This window comes from Mycoplana sp. BE70 (assembly GCF_031455855.1).
Taxonomy (GTDB): domain Bacteria; phylum Pseudomonadota; class Alphaproteobacteria; order Rhizobiales; family Rhizobiaceae; genus Mycoplana.
This window is the reverse complement of the sequence record NZ_JAVDTM010000001.1, coordinates 50,587-71,125: the sequence shown is the minus strand read 5'-3', so window position 1 is coordinate 71,125 and position 20,539 is coordinate 50,587. Positions and strand designations below refer to the sequence as shown.

The 20,539-nt window shown below is 61.8% G+C and carries 18 protein-coding genes and 1 pseudogene; 9 read left to right on the top strand and 10 right to left on the bottom strand.

Annotated features, from left to right (window positions below; genetic code table 11):
• Positions 1–5: 5 nt before the first annotated feature.
• Together J2Y48_RS00345 and J2Y48_RS00340 are read left to right on the top strand one after the other, a co-directional pair.
• Positions 6–374: a hypothetical protein gene (locus J2Y48_RS00345; protein WP_310410999.1), complete on the top strand. Its 369-nt coding sequence runs from the start codon at positions 6–8 to the stop codon at positions 372–374.
• Positions 371–898 carry a hypothetical protein gene (locus J2Y48_RS00340; RefSeq protein WP_310410996.1) on the top strand — a complete coding sequence of 176 codons (528 nt, stop codon included), beginning with the start codon at positions 371–373 and terminating at the stop codon, positions 896–898. Before J2Y48_RS00345 ends, J2Y48_RS00340 begins: the two co-directional genes overlap by 4 nt.
• A 120-nt stretch (positions 899–1,018) precedes the next feature.
• Here J2Y48_RS00340 and J2Y48_RS00335 read toward each other — a convergent pair whose 3' ends face one another.
• On the bottom strand, positions 1,019–1,912 hold the full coding sequence (locus tag J2Y48_RS00335) for a WecB/TagA/CpsF family glycosyltransferase (RefSeq protein ID WP_310410993.1): 894 nt from the start codon (positions 1,910–1,912) through the stop codon (positions 1,019–1,021).
• Positions 1,913–2,208: 296 nt separating this feature from the next.
• Between J2Y48_RS00335 and folD the strand changes: the two genes are divergently transcribed.
• Positions 2,209–3,108, top strand: coding sequence for a bifunctional methylenetetrahydrofolate dehydrogenase/methenyltetrahydrofolate cyclohydrolase FolD (gene folD, locus J2Y48_RS00330; RefSeq protein WP_310410990.1), 900 nt, complete (start codon positions 2,209–2,211; stop codon positions 3,106–3,108).
• Positions 3,109–3,176: 68 nt separating this feature from the next.
• Here the strand turns inward: folD and J2Y48_RS00325 are convergent.
• A pseudogene (locus J2Y48_RS00325) lies at positions 3,177–3,368 on the bottom strand (transcriptional regulator); the annotation flags it as partial.
• A 128-nt stretch (positions 3,369–3,496) separates the two neighbouring features.
• On the opposite strand from J2Y48_RS00325, the gene J2Y48_RS00320 reads away from it, so the two are divergent.
• A complete protein-coding gene (locus tag J2Y48_RS00320; RefSeq protein WP_310410985.1) occupies positions 3,497–3,910 on the top strand; it encodes a hypothetical protein in 414 nt (137 codons plus the stop codon).
• A 185-nt stretch (positions 3,911–4,095) separates the two neighbouring features.
• Here J2Y48_RS00320 and edd read toward each other — a convergent pair whose 3' ends face one another.
• The 3 genes from edd to zwf all read right to left on the bottom strand — a co-directional run bounded on the left by edd (position 4,096) and on the right by zwf (position 8,250).
• Positions 4,096–5,916, bottom strand: a complete 1,821-nt coding sequence (edd, locus tag J2Y48_RS00315; RefSeq protein WP_310410982.1) for a phosphogluconate dehydratase — start codon at positions 5,914–5,916, stop codon at positions 4,096–4,098.
• A 154-nt stretch (positions 5,917–6,070) separates the two neighbouring features.
• Positions 6,071–6,769 (bottom strand): 6-phosphogluconolactonase, encoded by a 699-nt coding sequence (gene pgl, locus J2Y48_RS00310; RefSeq protein ID WP_310410979.1) that lies wholly within the window; start codon positions 6,767–6,769, stop codon positions 6,071–6,073.
• A gap of 8 nt (positions 6,770–6,777) precedes the next feature.
• Positions 6,778–8,250 carry a glucose-6-phosphate dehydrogenase gene (zwf, locus tag J2Y48_RS00305; protein WP_310410976.1) on the bottom strand — a complete coding sequence of 491 codons (1,473 nt, stop codon included), beginning with the start codon at positions 8,248–8,250 and terminating at the stop codon, positions 6,778–6,780.
• A gap of 431 nt (positions 8,251–8,681) precedes the next feature.
• Here zwf and J2Y48_RS00300 point away from each other — a divergent pair, with 431 nt between their 5' ends.
• On the top strand, positions 8,682–9,644 hold the full coding sequence (locus J2Y48_RS00300; RefSeq protein WP_310410972.1) for a sterol desaturase family protein: 963 nt from the start codon (positions 8,682–8,684) through the stop codon (positions 9,642–9,644).
• A 345-nt stretch (positions 9,645–9,989) separates the two neighbouring features.
• Here J2Y48_RS00300 and J2Y48_RS00295 read toward each other — a convergent pair whose 3' ends face one another.
• Positions 9,990–11,276, bottom strand: coding sequence for an FAD-binding oxidoreductase (locus tag J2Y48_RS00295; RefSeq protein WP_310410969.1), 1,287 nt, complete (start codon positions 11,274–11,276; stop codon positions 9,990–9,992).
• A 111-nt stretch (positions 11,277–11,387) separates the two neighbouring features.
• The gene (locus J2Y48_RS00290; protein WP_310410965.1) at positions 11,388–12,824 is read right to left on the bottom strand and encodes a glutamine synthetase family protein; all 1,437 of its coding nucleotides are present in this window, start codon (positions 12,822–12,824) and stop codon (positions 11,388–11,390) included.
• Between the two features lie 185 nt (positions 12,825–13,009).
• On the opposite strand from J2Y48_RS00290, the gene J2Y48_RS00285 reads away from it, so the two are divergent.
• Together J2Y48_RS00285 and J2Y48_RS00280 are read left to right on the top strand one after the other, a co-directional pair.
• Entirely contained in the window at positions 13,010–14,191 is a 1,182-nt protein-coding gene (locus tag J2Y48_RS00285; RefSeq protein ID WP_310410962.1) for an NAD(P)/FAD-dependent oxidoreductase, read from the top strand.
• Between the two features lie 226 nt (positions 14,192–14,417).
• A complete protein-coding gene (locus J2Y48_RS00280) occupies positions 14,418–14,570 on the top strand; it encodes a hypothetical protein (RefSeq protein ID WP_310410959.1) in 153 nt (50 codons plus the stop codon).
• 50 nt (positions 14,571–14,620) lie between these two features.
• On the opposite strand, the gene J2Y48_RS00275 is transcribed toward J2Y48_RS00280, so the two are convergent.
• The 3 genes from J2Y48_RS00275 to aceA all read right to left on the bottom strand — a co-directional run bounded on the left by J2Y48_RS00275 (position 14,621) and on the right by aceA (position 17,553).
• Positions 14,621–15,703 (bottom strand): helix-turn-helix transcriptional regulator, encoded by a 1,083-nt coding sequence (locus tag J2Y48_RS00275; protein WP_310410956.1) that lies wholly within the window; start codon positions 15,701–15,703, stop codon positions 14,621–14,623.
• 160 nt (positions 15,704–15,863) lie between these two features.
• On the bottom strand, positions 15,864–16,103 hold the full coding sequence (locus J2Y48_RS00270) for a hypothetical protein (protein ID WP_310410953.1): 240 nt from the start codon (positions 16,101–16,103) through the stop codon (positions 15,864–15,866).
• 160 nt (positions 16,104–16,263) lie between these two features.
• Entirely contained in the window at positions 16,264–17,553 is a 1,290-nt protein-coding gene (gene aceA, locus J2Y48_RS00265) for an isocitrate lyase (RefSeq protein ID WP_310410948.1), read from the bottom strand.
• A 241-nt stretch (positions 17,554–17,794) separates the two neighbouring features.
• On the opposite strand from aceA, the gene J2Y48_RS00260 reads away from it, so the two are divergent.
• Positions 17,795–19,210, top strand: coding sequence for a short-chain fatty acyl-CoA regulator family protein (locus J2Y48_RS00260; protein ID WP_310410946.1), 1,416 nt, complete (start codon positions 17,795–17,797; stop codon positions 19,208–19,210).
• 177 nt (positions 19,211–19,387) lie between these two features.
• Positions 19,388–20,494 carry a polyamine ABC transporter substrate-binding protein gene (locus tag J2Y48_RS00255; protein WP_405030136.1) on the top strand — a complete coding sequence of 369 codons (1,107 nt, stop codon included), beginning with the start codon at positions 19,388–19,390 and terminating at the stop codon, positions 20,492–20,494.
• Positions 20,495–20,539: the final 45 nt, after the last annotated feature.

Below are 20,539 nucleotides of genomic sequence, written 5' to 3'. Positions count from 1 at the left end.
CAACAATGGACATGGCAACGAACGATCTCCGTATCCGTACCGTACTGAACCGGCTTGAAAACATCGTCGACGCGGAAAACGACGGCATCGGCGTCGACCCCGACTTCGATCTGCAGACCTCGAATGCGCACAAGAGCCGCTGCCTGTATGAGCTCGCCATGCTCTCGCGCGACGTCCAGCCAGACGAAATGCCGACGTCCTTCGGTCCGCAGCTGAAGAACCTGAGAGAGAAGCTCGCCGTCAACGCCCAACGCGTGTCGGCCCACCTCGAGGCCGTTCGTGCCGTCGTGCAACTGCTGAAGGATGCGGTGCGTGAGCAGGAAGAGGACGGCACTTACTCGCAGGAGCAGTTCCGTCTGGGATACCAACTGTGATCAAGCTCGTCCTCACCGGCATCTGGATCTGCGCCATCACGCTGGCGTCGGTCTATTTCTCCATGCAGATGGCTGCCGCACCCAGGGTCGATGAGGAGGCTGCCGCGCGCGCGGCGGCACTGGAGCTTGTCAAGGGCGGTCAGGCGACCATTCCCGTGATTTCCGATGGCGCCGTCAAGGGATATTTCCTCACCCGCCTGTCCTATGCTGCCAACACGCAGCTAGCGGCAAAACAGGTGGTTCCGATGAACGAAGCAATCACCGACGAGCTCTTTACGCTGCTCGTCGGACAGCGGATGATCGATATCGAGAAGCTGGATCATTTCGACATCGACACCTTTCGCGCTGCGGTAAAGGACGGCCTGAACAAGCGTTTCGGTGAAGCGGTCATCGACCAGGTGATCATCGAGCAGATCGACTACATCGCCAACGTGGAGGTGAACTCGAAACCTGCGCGAAAAGGCACCAACATCGTCAAGGGCGATGCTGCAACGGGCGCGGCTGCTCAATCCCCGACAAACTGAGGGCATGACCGGTCAAGCAGGGGCGTCGCGTTGCCGGTTAACGCGCCCTTTGTCGTTATGTTGACCGCTGATCGAAGGCGCCGGGTGCACCGTCGATTGCCCGGCACGGCATTAGGGATCTCATGCGCTTTCGCCGCGCTGACGGCTGAACAGGCTGCGAAGCTTGTAGCGGGCGACATGATGCAGGAACCGCGGGTACCCGACGATATAGCGATACCAGCCCAGCCGCGGCTCCTTGATCAGACGGAACAGCCACGCGAACCGGAGATGGTGCACGCGTGCCGGGGTTTTCGCCGTTTCGCGGGCGATCGCGTCAAACAGGTTGCTGACGCTGATCACGAGCCGCACATGGCCGGGCGCCACATGCCGGTCGATCCATTTTTCCTGCAAGGGGCTCCCCATGGCGACGAGCAGGATGTCCGGGGACAACTTCCGCACCTTCTCCATGACGGCTGCAGATTCGCTGCGATCGAAGAAAGCGTCGGAGACGGCGTGAAACTCGTGCCAGGGCGCATGTTCCCGCAGCTTTTCGGCCGCCCGCAGCAGGACTGGCCACTCGGCGCCGATCAGTGCGACGCGCTTCGGCGCCTCCATATAGGTCAGCAGGGCCGGCACGAAGTCCGTGCCGTTGAGATTGGCCGGGAAGGAGCGGCCGTGGATCACCTGCGATGCCACGTCCACGCCTTGGCCGTCCGGCAGGACGATCTGCCGTTCGAGCGCGTCCCGGTATTCGGGATCATTCAGCATCAGGTTCGCGCCGTCGGCGTTCAGGAAGGCGATCGTCGTCTGCCCGATCGGCATTTCGGCCAGGCGCGCCACGAAGTCGAAGGCGTCGGCCCAGTCCAGATCGCATACCGGAAGGCCCAGGATGTCGCGCTGCGAAGCCTTTAGCGCGGTTGCCGTCCGAGGTGTCAGGCGAGGCTCGGCCGAAGGCGAGGTTCCCTTTCGCGGCGAGGCGGAGCGGCGGGCCGGATCGGCGGACATCGTCCGGTCATCGGCGAACAGATCGGTCATCGGGCGTGTCCTTCAGGCTTCCCACTGCGTGTACCAGCTTCGCCTCAAGGCAGACTTAAGTTGCTCGCTAAAGAGCGATGCTTTGCATTCAAGAATCATTTGCCATAGCGCGAGATCCGGGCCGGGCAGCGCCCGTTGATCCCACCCGCTTGCCGGACGCTGGCAGTGCAATGCGCCACTTGGTCGCCGGTTGGCGCGCTTGCATTATCCGTTTTTTGACAACATAGGGCGTGAAGAGGCTATTGCCGGTACTCAGAAGCCTTTAGATTTTCGCGCAGTTCGCGAGGGAGAAGAACGTGACCACCATTATCGATGGGAAGCAGGTTGCCGCTTCCGTAATTGACGCCGTCAAGGCTGCGGCCCGCAATCTCGAGCAGGAGACTGGTGTTAAGACAGGCCTGGCGGTGGTTATCGTCGGCGACGATCCAGCAAGCCATGCCTACGTGTCCTCCAAGAGCCGGATGGCCAAGGAGTGTGGCTTCACCTCCATCCAGCACACGCTGCCCGAGGAGACGACCCAGGAGGAACTGGCCGCGCTGGTGCAGACGCTGAACGCCGACGAAACGGTGCACGGCATCCTCGTGCAGCTGCCGCTGCCGAAGCATCTGAATTCCGAGCCGGTCATCCAGTCGATCCTGCCGGAAAAGGACGTCGACGGACTGCATGTGGTCAATGCCGGCAAGCTCGCCACCGGCGATCTCGACGGTGGGCTGATCTCGTGTACGCCAGCCGGCGCGATGGTGCTGGTGCGCGGCATCCACGGGGAAGACCTGTCCGGTTTGAACGCCGTCGTCATCGGCCGCTCCAATCTGTTCGGCAAGCCGATGGGCGCGCTGCTTCTCAACGCCAACGCCACCGTGACGATGGCCCACTCGCGCACCAAGGATCTCGCATCCGTATGCCGCAACGCCGACATTCTTGTCGCCGCGGTCGGACGCCCGCAGATGGTCAAGGCGGATTGGGTCAAGCGGGGAGCCACCGTCATCGACGTCGGCATCAACCGCGTGCCGGCACCAGACAAGGGCGAGGGCAAGTCGCGCCTCGTCGGTGATGTGGCGTACGAGGAATGCGCGGAGATTGCCGGCGCGATCACGCCGGTTCCGGGCGGCGTCGGCCCCATGACCATCGCCATGCTGATGGCCAACACCGTCATTGCGGCCTATCGCAAGTCCGGGCGCAAAGCACCGAAGTTCTGAACTGCTGATAGGTGCGGGGCGGTCGGCCGCCTCGCGCACTGGCCGGTCAAATGGTCGTGATGGCCGGGCTACCGTGGCGCCGGCCCGGTCGATCCGCGGACGATTAACTCCGCCTTCCATAGCTCCTGATCCGGCAGCACTTCCAGGTTGAGGATGCGGGAGATCAGCGGTTTGGCGATCCGCGATCCGGCGGCGCGCAGCGACGAGCGCGTCGTTGTCAGCGGCACGCTGAAGTCTTCCGGTTTCAGCATCGGCAAGACGGCCGCAAAAAGCTGCCGCATCCTATGACATTGCAGAGCGGCTGGCCGTCTTTTAGCGGAACACTCAATCTGATTTTAAAGTTTTCCCAGCTAATGTTTCACCGCAAGCAAGGCATGGGAATACCGCAATGAGCACGCCTCCTTCTCCTCAACGTTCGATCTACCTGAACAAGGAAGAATCATTCATGTACGATCGGGAAAAGACCTTCCCGATGGAGGACACCTGCAACGAGGCCCGCATCGAGTTCACCGAGAACGGCGGTATCGTCAATCTTGCATCCCGCCGCTGTCAGATCATCAGGCTCTCGCGCAGCGGGGCATTGCTGAAAATCTCGACCAGATTCAAGCTGCCGAAAAACTTCTATCTCGACATCGTCAGCGCCCGGGTTCCGATGATCGGCTGCCTCGCGCTGCGCGTCCATGCCAATGATACCGTCGAGGCTCGCTTCCTGCGGTTGATTGCCGAAAAGGACATGAACCGCATCTTCGTCTACAGCACCCATCCGAACCATCGGGACCGGACACTGGACATTTACAGCTGAGGGCTGAGGGTTTTCCCATCATCCCCAGCCGGGATCGTCTCCCCGCACGCGGGGAGAAGCAAAATATTGGTCCGCACCTCGTAGAAGGAGCTGGCGACAGGATAAGGCCTGGCCTCTTGTCTCCTTCGCCCCGCCTGCGGGGAGAAGGTGGCCGGCAGGCCGGATGAGGGGCGACGCCGTCCAGCCTAAGCAAACAAGACGCTTGCGCCGTGATCGGCGGGCCCCGCAATGGCGCGGAAGGCAGCGAAAAGTTCCCGGCCCATGCCGAAATTGTTGCCGGAAAGATCGGCCGATACCGGCGTTCTCGCGGCAAAATCGGCGGCGTCGACCAGCACGTCGAACGTCCCATTGATCGCATCGACCCGGATGATGTCGCCCTCGCGGATGCGGGCGATCGGCCCGCCGTCGGCGGCTTCGGGGGTGACATGGATCGCCGCGGGAACCTTGCCCGAGGCGCCCGACATGCGCCCGTCCGTCAGCAGCGCAACCTTTTGGCCGCGATCCTGCAGGATGCCGAGCACGGTGGTCAGCTTGTGCAGTTCCGGCATGCCGTTCGCCTTTGGCCCCTGGAAGCGGACCACCGCAACGAAATCGCCCTCCAACTGCCCCGCCTTGAAGGCCGCGTTCAGCTCGGCCTGGTCGTGGAACACCCGTGCGGGGGCCTCGATCACATGACGCTCCGGCTTGACCGCGGAGATCTTGATGACGGCGCTGCCGAGGTTGCCCGAGAGCATCTTCAGCCCACCGGTGTGCTGGAAAGGATGTTCGACTGTGGCGAGCACCTTCGGGTCGTGACTGACGATCGGCGCCGGCTCGCGCCGCACCGTGCCGCCGTCGGAAAGCTGCGGCTCGATCGTGTACGCATGCAGCCCCTGGCCAAAGACGGTGCGAACGTCGTCGTGCAGGTAGCCGGCCTTCAACAGTTCCTTGATCAGGAAGCCCATGCCGCCGGCCGCATGAAAGTGGTTCACGTCGGCCAGTCCGTTCGGATAGACGCGGGCGAGCAGCGGCACGATGTCGGAGAGGTCGGAAATGTCCTTCCATGTGAGGATGATGCCGGCCGCGCGCGCCATCGCGATCAGATGCATCGTGTGGTTGGTCGAGCCGCCGGTGGCATGCAGTCCGACGACGCCGTTGACGATCGAACGCTCGTCGATCATCTCGCCGGCCGGCGTGAACTCGTTGCCCTGCGCCGTGATGGCAAGCGCCCGCTTGGCCGCCTCCTTCGTCAGCGCATCGCGCAGCGGTGTGCCCGGGTTGATGAAGGACGCGCCGGGCAGGTGGAAGCCCATGATCTCCATCAGCATCTGGTTTGAGTTGGCGGTGCCGTAGAAGGTGCAGGTGCCGGGGCCGTGATAGGATTTCGATTCCGCCTCCAGCAGTTCGTCGCGCCCCACTTTGCCCTCGGCGAAGAGCTGGCGCACGTGTGCCTTCTCGTCGTTCGGCAGGCCGGACGTCATCGGCCCGGCGGGAACGAAGACCGCCGGCAGATGGCCGAAGGTCAAGGCCGCGATCGTGAGCCCCGGAACGATCTTGTCGCAGACGCCAAGATAGACGACGGCGTCGAACATGTTGTGCGACAGGCCGACGCCGGCCGCCATGGCGATCAGGTCGCGCGAGAACAGCGACAGTTCCATGCCCGGCTGGCCCTGTGTGACGCCGTCGCACATCGCCGGGACCCCGCCGGCCACCTGCGCCACGCCACCGGCTTCGCGCGCGGCCTGCCGGATCAGCGCCGGATAGGTTTCGAACGGCTGGTGGGCCGAGAGCATGTCGTTGTAGGAGGTGATGATACCGAGGTTGGGGACGCGGTCGCCGGCAAGGGCCGCCTTCTCCGCAGGCGAGCAGACGGCGAAGCCATGCGCGAGGTTGCCGCAACCGAGGACCGATCGGTGCACGCCCTGGGACGCTGCGGCACGCACACGGTCGAGATAGGGTTCGCGGAGGGGCTTCGAGCGTTCGACAATGCGAGCTGTTATGGCTTCAATGCGGGAATCGGCGGACATGGGAGCTATCCTGATTTCTCTCTGCAGTGTTTTCGCGGGAGCCGTTGAGTGGCTTCTGCGGTTTTCCGGTGGCGACCGTTGCGGCCGACTCTGGCGCGAAATCCCGTGTCAGAGCGCTCTGTCCTGCACGATGTCGCTCTGCCTGTTCGGCCGGCTACGGCGCCCAGAAGATGTCGACCGGCGTCGCCGCGCGCCGGAAGATCGCGCGCACCGGCATATCGTTCTCGCCACCGTCGCCAAGGGCTTTCTCCAGCGTCTCCTTCTTGGCCTGGCCTTCGATGTGGAGCACCAGAAGCCGCGCGTCCTGAAGACTGGAGAAGGTGAGCGTGAGGCGGGGTTCGCCGGCACCTTCGGCTTCCATGGTGATCACACCGCGGGGTGTCGCTGCGGACAGCGCCTCCGCCAGGTGGTCTCCGCCCGGGAAGAACGAAGCCGTGTGGCCGTCATTGCCCATGCCGAGGACCACCACGTCGAAAGGATCCGCGAGCTTGGCCAGTTCCCCACCGGCCAGCCGGGCAGCTTCCTCTGCGCTATTCGCCTTGCGGTAGAGGGGCAAGAAACCTGCTTCTGCGGCAGCGCCTTGCAGCAGGTTTTCGGCGACCAGAAGATGGTTGGACCGCGGGTTGTCGGCCGGAACGAAACGCTCGTCCACCAGTGTGACCGTCACCTTCGGCCAATCGATCGCTCGTGTCGAAAGCGCCTTGAAAAACTGCCTCGGCGTTGAGCCGCCGGAGACCGCGATCGTCGCCTTGCCGCGTTCGGCAATCGCCGTCCGCAGCGCTGTGGCAACCGTATCCGCTAACCCTTCAGCCAATGCAGTGGCGTCGGCAAACTCATGAAACTTCGTCACCATGGCTTGCCTCAGCTTTCGTGCCACGTGCGGCCATCGCGCTCGATCAGGGCGATCGCCTGGCTTGGACCCCACGTGCCGGCCGTGTAGCCCTGCGCCTGCTGGCTGGTCACGTCCCAAGCTTTCAGGATCGGGTCGACCCAGCGCCATGCGGCTTCGACCTCGTCGCGGCGCATGAAGAGGGTCTGGTTGGAGCGGATGACGTCGAGCAGCAGCCGCTCATAGGCGTCCGCATTGCGGGAGTCGAAGGCCTGGGCGAAGGTCATGTCGAGGGGCACGCTGCGAAGCCGCATGCCACCCGGTCCGGGGTCCTTGATCATCAGCCATTGCTTGACGCCTTCGCCGGGCTGCAGGCGAATGATGAGTTGGTTGGCCTCGATGCGGCCTGCGGCCGGCTCGAAGATCGAATGTGGAATCGGCTTGAAGGTGATGACGATCTCGGAGACGCGGGTCGCCATGCGCTTGCCGGTGCGGATGTAGAAGGGCACGCCGGCCCAGCGCCAGTTGCCGATCTCGGCCTTGATGGCGACGAAGGTTTCTGTGTTGGAGACACCGCCTTCGAGCTCCTCGAGATAGCCTTTCACCGGCCCGCCGGCCGAGGCGCCGGCGCGGTACTGGCCGCGTACCGTCAACCGCTCGACGTTGTACTCGTCGATCGGCTTGAGCGCCCGCAGCACCTTCAGCTTCTCGTCGCGGACAGCTTCCGCATCCATCGAGGAGGGAACCTCCATCGCCACCAGACAGACAAGCTGCAAGATATGGTTCTGCACCATGTCGCGCAGTGCGCCCGCCTTGTCATAGTAGCCGGCGCGGCTCTCGAGGCCGACGGATTCGGCCACCGTGATCTGCACGTGATCGATATGGGCGGAGTTCCAGAGCGGCTCGTAAAGCGCATTGGCAAAGCGCAGCACCATGAGGTTCTGCACCGTCTCCTTGCCGAGATAGTGATCGATGCGGAAGATCTGGTCTTCGCGGAACACCTTGCCGATCGTGTTGTTGAGTTCCGTGGCCGAGGCGAGATCGCGACCGATGGGCTTCTCGACCACGATACGCGTCTGCTTGGTGATCAGCTTGTGATCGCGGATCTTCTCGGCGATCTCACCGAAAATCGCCGGTGCGACGGCAAGATAGAAGGCGCGCACGCGCTCCTTGCCGTCGTCGAGAATCTCCTTGAGCTTGTCCCAGCCTTGTTCCGACTTCGCATCGACCGAAACGTAGAAGAGGCGCTCGGTAAAGGCTTTGAGCTGTCCGTCGTCGAGCTCACCGGGTTTCAGGTGCTCGCGTAGGGCCTTGGTTGCGAATTCGCGGTACGCCTCGTCGGTCATCGCCGCCCGCGACGCACCGATGATGCGCGTCGGCTCGGAGAACTGGCCCGCAATCTGGCGGTGGTACAAGGCCGGCAGTAGCTTGCGCTCCGCCAGGTCGCCGGTACCGCCAAAGACGACATAGTCGAACGGCTCGACCGGAATGAATTGGCTACTCATTGCAATTCTCGATTTGGTTCGCGTTGGCGCCGTTATATTCTAATCGATTTAAAATGACCAGAGCGGTTACGACAAAATCGCTCTATCAGGTGGCAAATGCCCACCAACGGCCGCTTCTGGCCCGATGCGGACGTTCGGCTGTGCTGTCATTTTGCACGAGGATAGAGCGTCCACTTCCGTCACGCAAAGAAGCTTGACAGACTCTCCGAGCTCGTCGGCAGCAGAAGTAACAATGCTATTTCCACCATCATTGTCGGCCGGCATACTGCAGCGCAATCCGTTCACCAAACGGCGAACTTGGGCTATCACGATCTAATGTTCAGCCGCCGCCGGTAATACATCAAAAGGATGATCCGATCGTCCTTGAGCAATCTGGCAAGAGCGCATCGTCAGGACTAACCTGTACGGGTTCATGTTTTGGAGGCAGTGGCATGGATCTGGTCGAATACTGCCTGCACAAACTTGGAAGCTTTTTTTACAATACTTATTATCTGAATGGTAAGGCAACGGCGCTCAGTTTCGCCATTTCCATTGGCCTGGTGCTGACGGTTTTCGCGGTGGAACTCACCTATGTGGGGTTCGGCAATTCCGGGTTCCGTCGGGTTTTCTTCGAACGCAGCAAATCCACAATCACCGACATCGTCTATTTCGTCCTTCAGGCGACGGGAATGATTACACTATTCGCGGCGCTCGCATCATTTGGTCTGTCCTATGCGATCACCCGCGCGGCTCAGGATGCCCCCCACCTGGACCTTGCCGGGAGGCTGCCAGGCTGGGCACATGTTCTCTTGTTCCTACTGCTGTCAGACTTCTTGAGCTACTGGCAGCATCGTTTGATGCACCGGCTGCCCGTGCTATGGCGGCTGCACGAATTTCACCACGCAGCCGAAGAGTTCAACGCGCTGACTTCGACGCGGGAGCATCCGCTGGAGAAGGCCATAAACATGGCCATCATGGTCGTTCCGGCGCTGCTTATCGGCCTGCCAACGGCCTATTTCGCCCTCGTGACCATCACCTTTGGCACCATTGGTCTGATCAAGCACAGTGCCATTCCCTGGCATGGCTGGTTTGGCAAATACGTGATCCAGTCACCACGCGACCACTTCATCCATCACTCCCGGGAGCGGGAACATCACGACAAGAATTTCGCCAACTATTTCCCGATCTGGGATCATTTGTTCGGCACCTATTACGAGGGCGATGCAGACGGTGCAAAGCTCGGTCTGGACTGCGACTACTTCAACCAAACCGATCCGTTGCGCGAAACCATCGCCACAGAAATCCGTTTCTTCCAACGCGCGGGGCAAGCTGCCAAGGCCAAGTGTGGCATAAGCCCCACAACCGGAAACCCTGCCTCGCCGCAGGGGCTGTCGGGTCCGGAGAAGCGCCGGTAGCGCGAAGCTGGTATCGCTCTGTTGTGATAAGCGGCAGCTTTCGGGAATCCACGAACTAGCTCCGAAATGACAGAAATGGGTCGGGAGCTGCCTGCCTCTGATTGGTTGATGAAGCCGCTATCGCAGTTTGGGCCTTGAAAGCGGATAGACCGCTCCCGGCCCCAAGGCGGCCATTCATGTCTCCCATTGGCGCATTCCAGTCGTGCAACCTTGTCGCTGGCGCGTCTGCTTTCGGGCAGCGGCCAAGCTGGCCTCTACGGCCGACATTGGCGCAAAGCGGTCGGCGCACGACCGCCGACCGGTGGCATTTGCTGCATAATCCCGCAAAATTGAGGTTGCGTGCTTCTACAGCTTGTCGCGCAGCGAGTACCAGGTCAATGCAAGGAAAAGCAGTGGCGAGCGGAAACGTCGACCACCGGGGAACGCCGGAATCTTGAATGCTTTCAGCATGTCGAGTTCCGCACTGCCGCCCGCGATCTCCTCGGCATAGAGCTTGCCGCAATAGTTCGCCAGCATCACGCCATGGCCGGAGTAGCCGCCAATCGAGGTGATGCCGGGCATCACCTCGCGCACATAGGGCTTGCGCGGCATGGTGATACCGACCGAGCCGCCCCAGGCGTGCGGGATGTCGACCTTCGAAAGCTCCGGATAGATCTCGGTGATCTGACGGCGGATATGCTGCGTGATGTCGCTCGGATTGTCGGCGGTGTAGGCCTCGCGCCCCCCGAACAGCAGGCGGCCGTCGCGGCTCTTGCGGAAATAGCGCACGACGAAACGCGAATCGGCGACGGATTCGCCGCCCGGCAGGATCTTCGGAAACCTGTCGAGCATCGGCGTCGCGCCGATGAAGGAGCGGATCGGCATCACGTGCGCTGCCGTCTTCGGCTCGAGATTGCCGATATAGGCATTGCAGGCGATCAGCGCCCTGTCAGCCGTGATCGTGCCGGTTGCCGTGGTGATGACTGCCTTGCCGCCGGCGCGGTCGACCTTGATGGCAGGTGTCTTTTCGTGCAGGACGGCGCCCGCAGCCTTTGCCGCCCTCCCGATCCCAACCAGCAACTTCATCGGGTGGATGTGGCCGGTGCCGGTATCCCGCACACCGAAGATGTAGCGGATCGAGCCGAGCCGCTCCTGCGTTTCGGCCTTATCCATGAAAGTCGAGTGCGTGTAGCCGTAGCGCGCCGCCGCAATCTCAGCATTGGCGCGGTAGTCCTTCTCGAGATTAGGTTTGTGGGACACATTCAGTTGCCCCGCCACGTACTCGATGTCGAGGCTCTCGGAGGCGGCAAAGTCGTGGATGTAGTGCTTGGCATGTTCGGCAAGATCGAAGAGGCCTTTGGAGCGTTCGTAGCCGAGTTCTTCCTCCAGCTCTTCCGGCCAGGCGCGCTGACCGGTGCCCAACTGACCGCCGTTGCGGCCGGAAGCGCCGTCGCCGAGGCGGTGAGCCTCGAGCAAAACGACGCGGATGCCCTTGCTGGCGAGATTGTAGGCGGCCTGCAGGCCGGTGAAGCCGCCGCCAATGATTGCGACGTCGGTTTCGCAGGAGCCGGACATCGGCGGGTATTCGGGTCGTTCGCCAACCGTTGTTTCGTACCAGGAGACGCCAGGTGAAATCGGGCTTTGCCAGGACATGGGAAATTCTTTCGATCGCAATAGTTTGAGCAGCCGACGCGACCGGAACGCCGACTGCCGGAGCCTCGATGTGCTACCGCTTTGGCGTTCCGGCGCAGCCGGAAACGGAGATCAGACGTTGAGCAGCAGGAACTCACGTTCCCACGGGCTGATCACCTGCATGAAGGTCTCGAACTCGCCGCGCTTCACGCCGGCATAGAGCCCGATGAATTCCGGATCCAGGACTTTCGCCAGTTCCGTGTCGGATTCGAGCAGCGCGACGGCTTCCAGGAGGCCGCGGGGCAGATCGATCGATCCTTCGTTGGCCGCTTCATCGGTCGGCGGCGACGGCTCGCTGGCATTCATGATGCCGAGCAGGCCACAGCCCAGCGAGGCGGCGAGCGCCAGGTACGGGTTGGCGTCGGAGCTTGGCAGCCGATTTTCGACGCGACGGGAATTTGCGTCCGACACGGGGATGCGGAACGCCGTCGTCCGGTTGTCATAGCCCCAGGCATTGTTGACCGGCGCCGACATTTCCGGGGTCAGGCGGCGATAGGAGTTCACGTAGGGCGCCATCATCACCAGCGTCTTCGGAACGTAGGCCTGCATTCCGCCGATGAAATGGAAGAACTCCTTCGAGGGCGAGCCATCCGGGTTGGAGAAGACGTTCTTGCCGGTCTTGAGATCCACCACCGACTGGTGGATGTGCATCGCCGAACCGGCCTGGCCCTGCATCGGCTTGGCCATGAAAGTGGCGTAGATGCCGTGCTTGAGCGCCGCCTCCCGGATCGTGCGCTTGAACATGAAGACCTGGTCGGCAAGCTCGATCGGGTCGCCGTGGCGAAGGTTGATCTCGAGCTGTGCGGGGCCTTCCTCGTGGATCAGGGTATCGATCTCGAGGCCCTGCTTCTCGGAGAAATGGTAGATGTCGTCGATCAGCTCGTCGAACTCGTTGATGCCGGCAATTGAGTACCCCTGGCCGCCGAGAATGGTACGACCGGAGCGGCCTTTCGGTGGGTGCAGCGGATAGTCCGGATCGTCGTTCATGGCGACCAGATAGAACTCGATCTCCGGCGCCACGACGGGGCGCCAGCCGCGCTCCGCATACATGTCCACCACGTTCTTCAGGACGTTGCGCGGCGCATAGGCCACGTTCTCGCCGGTTGACCCGACGACGTCACAGATCAGTTGCGCCGTAGGGTCGGATTCCCACGGTACGACGCTCAGCGTGGACAGATCGGGAACGAGCTTGAGGTCGCTGTCGCGCGGCTCATAGCGGAATTGTCCGGTCTCTTCCGGATACTCGCCCGAAATGGTGTGGCGGTAGACGGCGGAGGGAAGGGCAAGCGAAGTGTTGGATGTGAACTTCGACGACGGCATCATCTTGCCGCGCGGTACCCCGGCAAGGTCCGGGGTGATGCACTCAATGTCTTCGATGCCTCGGAACTTAAGCCAGTCGACTGCCTCTCTCCAGGTCTTGACGCCGCGCGGAGCGGTGAGGGCGGGAGGGATTTTGGAGGAGCGGCTGACTTTCTGAACTGTAGTGGCAACGGTCTTTTTTGAGGGCATGTTACACCGGGTTTGGTTTCGGATGCGCCATCATAGCCGGAGTTTAGGCATTGGCTAGGGGGGCGGATTGCTGAAAAACAAGCCCCTACGCGCAAAATTCGCATTCGATCCGCACTGAGACGAAGGGCCGGATTGACTTTCATCAACGGGAGCGGAATTGGAGGGCCGAACGAGGAATTTGCGGCGTGATGGATAAAAGAGATGTGGTCATCATCGGTGCCGGTGCCGCCGGCATGATGTGTGCGATCGAGGCGGGCAAGCGTGGACGGCGCGTGGTCGTGATCGACCACGCGAAGGCGCCGGGCGAAAAGATCCGTATCTCGGGAGGCGGGCGCTGCAATTTCACCAACATCGACGCCGGCCCGAAGAATTTCCTCTCGCAGAACCCGCATTTCTGCAAGTCGGCACTGGCCCGCTACACGCCGAAAGACTTTCTCGGCATGGTGGAGAGCCACGGCATCGCCTGGCATGAGAAGACACTCGGCCAGCTCTTCTGCGATCACTCGGCGAAGGACATCATCGCCATGCTTCTGAAGGAGATGCGCGCGGTCGGGGCGGAACTGCGGTTGGCGACCGACGTGTCTTCCGTCGAGCGGTCACAGTCCGGTTTCCGGGTAGTGACGAGTGATGGTCCCGTTGAAGCCGGATCGCTGGTCATCGCCACGGGTGGAAAGTCGATCCCGAAGATGGGCGCGACGGGCTTTGCCTATCGCATCGCCGAACAATTCGGGTTGCGCATCGTCGAAACCCGGCCAGCGCTTGTACCGCTGACGCTCGATCCGCAGGCGCTGGCAGAACACGACGGTATGCCGGGCGTTTCCGCCGAGGTGGTGGCCACCCATGGAAAGACGGAGTTTCGCGAGGCCATGCTGTTCACGCATCGCGGCTTGAGCGGCCCGGCGATCCTGCAGATCTCCTCTTTCTGGCGGGAGGGCGAGGACATAACCCTGCATCTTCAGCCCGGGCTGGACATCGCCGAAGTGTTTTCCACGGCGCGCAAGGTCAATGGCCGGCAGTCCGCGCAGACCGTGCTTGCAGAGCATATGCCGCGCAAGCTGGCGCAACTGCTCGTCCGGCAGGTTGGCATCGAGGGAACCTTGGCGGATCTTTCGGGACACAAGATCGAGGCGCTTGGGCAGCATATTCGCCGCTGGCGTGTCCGTCCGGCCGGGTCCGAGGGTTACCGCACGGCCGAGGTCACGCTCGGTGGTGTCGATACCGACGACCTGGATTCGCGCAGCATGGTCGCGAAGTCTGTGCCGGGTCTCTATTTCATCGGAGAGGCGGTCGACGTTACCGGCTGGCTCGGTGGCTATAACTTCCAATGGGCCTGGGCCTCGGGTTATGCCGCAGGCCAGGTCGCCTGATCAGTTACTGGCGACGATCAGGGCAGCCATGCGAAAGTAGGACTGGCATTGCTGCCATCCGGGCTTTACTCTTCGTTAGGAGTTACGGGCCGATCCTGTTTTCACAGTCGGCGTTTCGGCCGCCCCGGCTTGAATGATCGTTCTCGCGGGTTGGCAGGGACAACATGATGTGGGCCGGCTGGCCGGATTATCCGGGTGTCCCGTATCTCGTAAACGGAGTCACGCCATGCCTGCAGACCACCGCCGTCCCGTTGCCCGCGCCATTGCCATCGCCGCCGCGGAAAATAGTCGTCGCCGCGCGATCGGGCTCGCCTTCAATTGCGCTGCGGCAGCGCTGCTTCTGGCCGTGTTGGCCGCTACGGCCATCGCTGTAATTTAGTCTGCGGCGACCCCCGTGGGCGCCCGGCGCATCTTGGTCGGGCGCGAACCTCATCGCATCAGCATCGCGACAAGCGCCGCCTGCGAGTTCACATGCAATTTCGCGTAAATGCTCTTCAGGTGTGTGCGGATCGTTTCGTAACTGACGCCGTCGGCCAAGGCCATGTCCTTCGGCGACAGACCCGCCAATAGGCCGGACGCAATCCGAGCCTCTTTGGGGGTCAGTTTAAAGGTCTCCATCAGGCGTTCCTGGCGAACATCGGGGCGTTCTGTCGTCATCGGCTCCACGATGATGGCCACAGTCGGTCCGTTCAGAAGTTCCAGGAAGAGATCGGATGTCATGCGGATCAGCGTCAGCCGATAGAGGACGTCGTCACTGCCCTTGATCATCGAGACATGCGGCTCGGAGTGGACTCCATGGCGCGAAGCCAGTTGATCAAGCTTCTCCGCCGTTTGCGGCAATTGAAAGCCCAGGCGACCGTCTGCCGCCAGACGAAGTGGCGCGCCGCTCGCAAGCATCCGTTCCGCACTACCGTTCAAGGAACGGACCACTCGATTTTCCGAGACGTAGATGAGGCCGACGCCAATTGCGTCTAGTAGTGTCTGTCCAGCCTGTCCAGGTTCCAGCGTTATGTGTGCCTTACGCAATAAATCGACCATACGTTTGAGGTGCGGGGAGAGCGCCGTGTAAAGATCGGCGGCCCGCCTGTTGACTGCGACGTCGAGTGACGAGGTGCAGGTGACGAGAAACAAAGTGTGTGTTGGCTCGCGGATCATCGTGATGCCGACAGCGGTTTCGCAGCCTGCCTGGCGTTTGAGCCAGTCGTTGTAGAATTCCGTTCTGATCAGTTGATCGCGCGGCACAAGGTCCTCGCCGGTCACGCCCTGGCCCACAGGGGCCTGCATGTTCCCGGGGAGCCAGGGGTTCACCAACGCAAAATGCTTCGAGAACTGATCGATTTCTGCATCGCTGAAGCCGGACGTATAGGGCAGATGAGCAACCGGTGAGGTGACATCATGATAGTGAAGCGCCGTCTTGCCGCCGGGCAGAGTTTCTGCAAGTCGATCCAGAAATGCCTGCCAACTGCTTTTGCCGAAAAGACAGCCATACACCAGGCCTGTCAATTCGGCCAATTCCGCCGTCCCACTGTGTAGCACGATCCCACCTGCCGTTACGTGAGGCGGACTATGGCACAACCATCGCGATAAGCAAGGGGTGCCAAGGGAGCGGGCAAACAAAGAAGGCCGGTTCGAGCCGGCCTTCTGTTCCGATACAACTGAGGTGCCGCGGCTGTCAGCCTCTGCCCTGGGTGACGATGACCGGGATCAGCAGGTCGCCCCAATTGCCGCCCCCGCCGTGGTGGCGGGCGGAGCGGACGAGCTCGACCGAGACGCCGGCCTCGACCGCCTTCATCACCGCCTGGTTCAGCCTGTGAAGGTCGTTTGCCACCATGCGGATCGCCGCCTGCTGGTCGGGCGTCATTGCCGAGGATTGCTCTTCTGCGCGTTCCTTGACGCGGGTTTGGACAGTCATGGCATTTCTCCTCTTACGGGATTCTTGAACTGAGGTCTTCTCCGCCCCCATCCGTTTCGCCGACCTTCGACCCAAGGCAGGGTGGACGGCATCAGCGAGGCGTTGGGGACTGGCCTCTCCCCGCTTCCGGAGAGAGGCAACGTCTGGGACTGTTCGACGATCACTCCGCGGCCGGGCGGAACTGGTCGGTCTCGGTCGATTCCTTCATGGCTGTGGTCGTCGACTGACCGCCGGAGATGGCGACGGACACGGCGTCGAAGTAGCCGGTGCCGACCTCGCGCTGGTGCTTGGTCGCGGTGTAGCCGTTGACCTCGGCGGCAAACTCAGCCTGCTGCAGCTCGGAGTAGGCGGCCATCTGGCGATCCTTGTAGCCCCGCGCCAGTTCGAACATGCCGTAGTTCAGCTGATGGAAGCCGGCCAGCGTGATGAACTGGAACTTGTACCCCATCGCCCCCAGTTCCTTCTGGTACTTGGCGATCGTCGCGTCATCCAGGTTCTTCTTCCAGTTGAACGACGGCGAGCAGTTGTAGGCCAGCTTCTTGCCGGGGTGGGCCTTGTGCACGGCTTCTGCGAACCTGCGGGCCTGCTCAAGGTCGGGCTTGGAGGTTTCCATCCAGATCAGATCGCAATAGGGAGCGTAGGCGATCGCGCGGGCGATGCAGGGTTCGATCCCGTTGCGCACCTGGTAGAAGCCTTCGACCGTACGGCCGGCATCGTAGTCGACAAACGGCCGGTCGCGCTCATCGATGTCGGAGGTCAGCAGCTTGGCCGCTTCCGCATCGGTGCGGGCGATGATCAGCGTCGGCGTGCCCATAACGTCCGCAGCAAGGCGGGCAGCCGTCAGGTTGCGGATATGGGCCGCGGTCGGGATCAGGACCTTGCCGCCGAGATGGCCGCACTTCTTTTCCGACGCCAACTGGTCTTCGAAATGCACGCCGGCGGCGCCAGCCTCGATAAAGGCCTTCATGATCTCGAAGGCGTTGAGGGGGCCGCCGAAACCCGCTTCGGCGTCCGCGACGATCGGCGCGAACCAGGTGTCGACCGAAAGGCCCTTGCCTTCCTGGGTCTCGATCTGGTCGGCGCGCTGCAGCGTACGGTTGATGCGCTTGGCAAGCTCGGGTGCGGCATTGGCTGGGTAGAGCGACTGGTCCGGATACATGGCGGAGGCGGTGTTCGCATCAGCAGCAACCTGCCAGCCGGACAGATAGATCGCCTTCAGGCCGGCGCGAACCATCTGCATGGCCTGGTTGCCGGAAAGGGCGCCGAGCGCGTTGACGAAGTCTTCCTCGTGGATCAGCTTCCACAGGCGGTTGGCGCCCATTTCGGCCAGCGTGTACTTGATCTGGACGGAGCCGCGCAGACGCTTCACGTCGTCCGCCGTATAGGGCCGCTTGATGCCGTCGAAGCGGCCTTGCGGTGCGGTCGGAACGAAATTGTAAAAATCAGTCATTATAGTCTGCCCTCCATCGGATCTGTCATCGGGCGTCACACCGTTGTTCGGAGCATGTGCCGCGTTTCGATGTGGAATATTTACACTGCGGCGCACAAACTCGCGAGGATTATCGAGGAAATGCGCAAGGGAAACGAGTTATCATGTGTTGCTCTTCACAAGTCGCTCGTGTAAAGTTGTCACAAATGTAAAAGTCGCTTTGGCGGCGATCGAACTTGCATTCTGTCAATGGATTGACAAGATGGCCGAAAACAAGATTTTCGCGGGGCCGAAGGTCCGTCGCATACGCAACACGCTCGGCCTGACGCAGACTGCGATGGCGCAGGCCCTTTCCATCTCGCCGTCCTATCTCAATCTGATCGAGCGCAACCAGCGCCCGTTGACGGTGCAGCTGCTGTTGCGCCTCGCCTCCGTCTACAAGGTTGACCTGGAAGACCTGCAGGGCGAGGCGAGCGGCAGTGCCCGGCAACTGCGGGAAGTCTTCGCCGATCCGCTGCTTGCCGGCGAACTGCCCGGCGATCAGGAACTGGTTGAGGTCGTCGAGGCCGCGCCGAACGTCGCCGGCGGTATTCTGAAGCTCTACCGGGCCTATCGCGAGCAGGCGCTGCGGCTTTCCGATCTCGCGGAACTTCTATCCCGCGAGGGACGGGCGACTTCGCTTGCCGGCGCGCGTCTGCCCATGGACGAGGTGCGCGAGAAGCTCGAGCAGCGCCCCAATTATTTCGACGGGATCGACCTGGCGGCGGAGCTCTTCCACGAGACACTTGCCCCCGGCGACGACCTCATGGGGGCGTTGAAGGGTTGGCTGAAGCGGGAGCACGGCGTCGTCGTGCGTCTCCTGCCGATCCATGCCATGCCGACGCTGCGCCGGCGCTTCGACAGGCACTCCATGCGGCTTTTCCTCTCCGAGCGGCTGTCGATGCATGACCAACTGCGGGAGGTCGCCATGGAGGCCGTTCAGATCGTCCTGCAGGGCGAGATTGCGGCGGAACTCGATCAGCTCGGGCTGTCAGGCGGCGAGGCGCGCCGCATCGCTCGCTTCGAACTGGCGCGCTATGCGGCGCATGCGTTGATGATGCCGTATGAGAGCTTTTGTGCGACCGCGCAACGGGTGCGCTTCGACATCGATGCCCTTCGGTCGCGTTTTTCCGTTTCCTATGAGCAGGCGGCGAACAGATTGACGATGCTGCAAAGGCCCGGGCGGTCGGCACTTCCGTTGTTCTTGCTGGAGATAGATGTCGCCGGCCATCGTCTGCGTAGAGCCGGGGCGCAGGGCTTTCCGCAAGCGCGCTTCGGTGGCGGCTGCCCGAAGCTGAATATCCATGCCGCCTTTGCCCAGCCCGGGCAGATCATCGTCGATCAAGTGGAAATGCCGGACGGCGCGGCTTTCCTCCTCGTCTCCAGGACGCTCGAAGGGCCGCAGGCGACTTTCGGCGAGCGGGTTCGCCGCACGGCTCTGCTAATCGGCTGCGACGCCGCCATGGCCGCAGAGACGGTTTACGGGGAGGCGACCGGGCAACGTGCTCCGATCCAGGTCGGAACCGCATGCCGCCTGTGCGAACGGCAGGGGTGTCTGGCGCGCGCGGAGCCGCCCGTGACGCGCCCGCTCGGGCTGGACGAGATGGTGGCAGGCGTCAGCCTTTTTGACTTCCAGTAAGATTCCGCTTGCATTCCGAGGCGGAAGCGATTTCAAATATGATAGGAAAGGTCGAAATGTGATACCAATGTTGCGATGAATTCTTCACCTGAGAATGATGCTTGTCGCGCATCGGAAAAAAAACATAATTGACAATCGACCGCCCTCGGGAACCGACAACTATGAAAACTGGGAGCCATGTTTATGAAAAGACGTAACCTTTTGGCGACTGTGGCAATCGCGGCCCTGTCTGGCATTGCCGGCCTTCCGGCCACGGCGCAGGAACGGGTCGTGAATGTCTACAACTGGTCCGACTACATCGACGACTCGATCCTTTCCGATTTCACCAAGGAGACCGGAATCAAGGTCGTCTATGACGTCTTCGATGCCAACGAAACGTTGGAAGCGAAGCTGCTGACGGGCGGCACCGGTTACGATGTCGTCGTGCCGACCAACACCTTCCTGCAGCGCCAGATCGCGGCCGGCGTTTATCAGAAGCTCGACAAGTCGAAGCTGCCGAACCTGAAAAACATGTGGGACATGATCAGCGAGCGCATGGAGCCGTTCGATCCCGGCAATGAGTACTCGATCAACTACATGTGGGGCACGGTCGGCATCGGCTATAACAAGGCCAAGGTCAAGGAAGCCCTCGGCACCGACGAAATCGACAGCTGGAAGGTGATCTTCGATCCGGCGAATGCCGAAAAGCTCAAGGATTGCGGCATCAACATGCTCGATTCGCCGACCGACATCATCCCGGTCACGCTGGCCTATCTCGGCGAGAATCCCGACAGCCATGACCCGGCCGATGTCGCCAAGGCCGAGGAAGCGCTGGTGAAGGTCCGGCCGTTCGTGCGCAAATTCCATTCGTCCGAGTTCATCAACGGCCTTGCAAACGGCGACATCTGCATCGCTATCGGCTGGTCGGGAGACATCTTCCAGAGTCGCGACCGGGCTGTAGAAGCCGGCAATGGCGTCGACGTCGGTTACGTCATCCCGAAGGAAGGCACGCAGATGTGGTTTGACCAGATGGCCATTCCGGCAGACGCGCCGCATGTCGAGGAAGCGCACGAGTTCCTGAACTACATGATGCGTCCGGAAGTGATTGCCAAGGCTTCGACCTACATTCACTACGCCAATGGCAACAAGGCCTCGCAGGCCGTACTCGATCCGGAGATCGTCAGCGACCCGACGATCTATCCCGACGAGGCCACGCTGAAGAAGCTGTTCACCAACACGACGCTGGACGCCAAGACGCAGCGCCTGTTCACTCGAACCTGGACCAAGATCGTGACCGGTCAATAACCGGCACTGGCCAAATTGCCCGGAAGCATCGTCCTCCGGGCAATT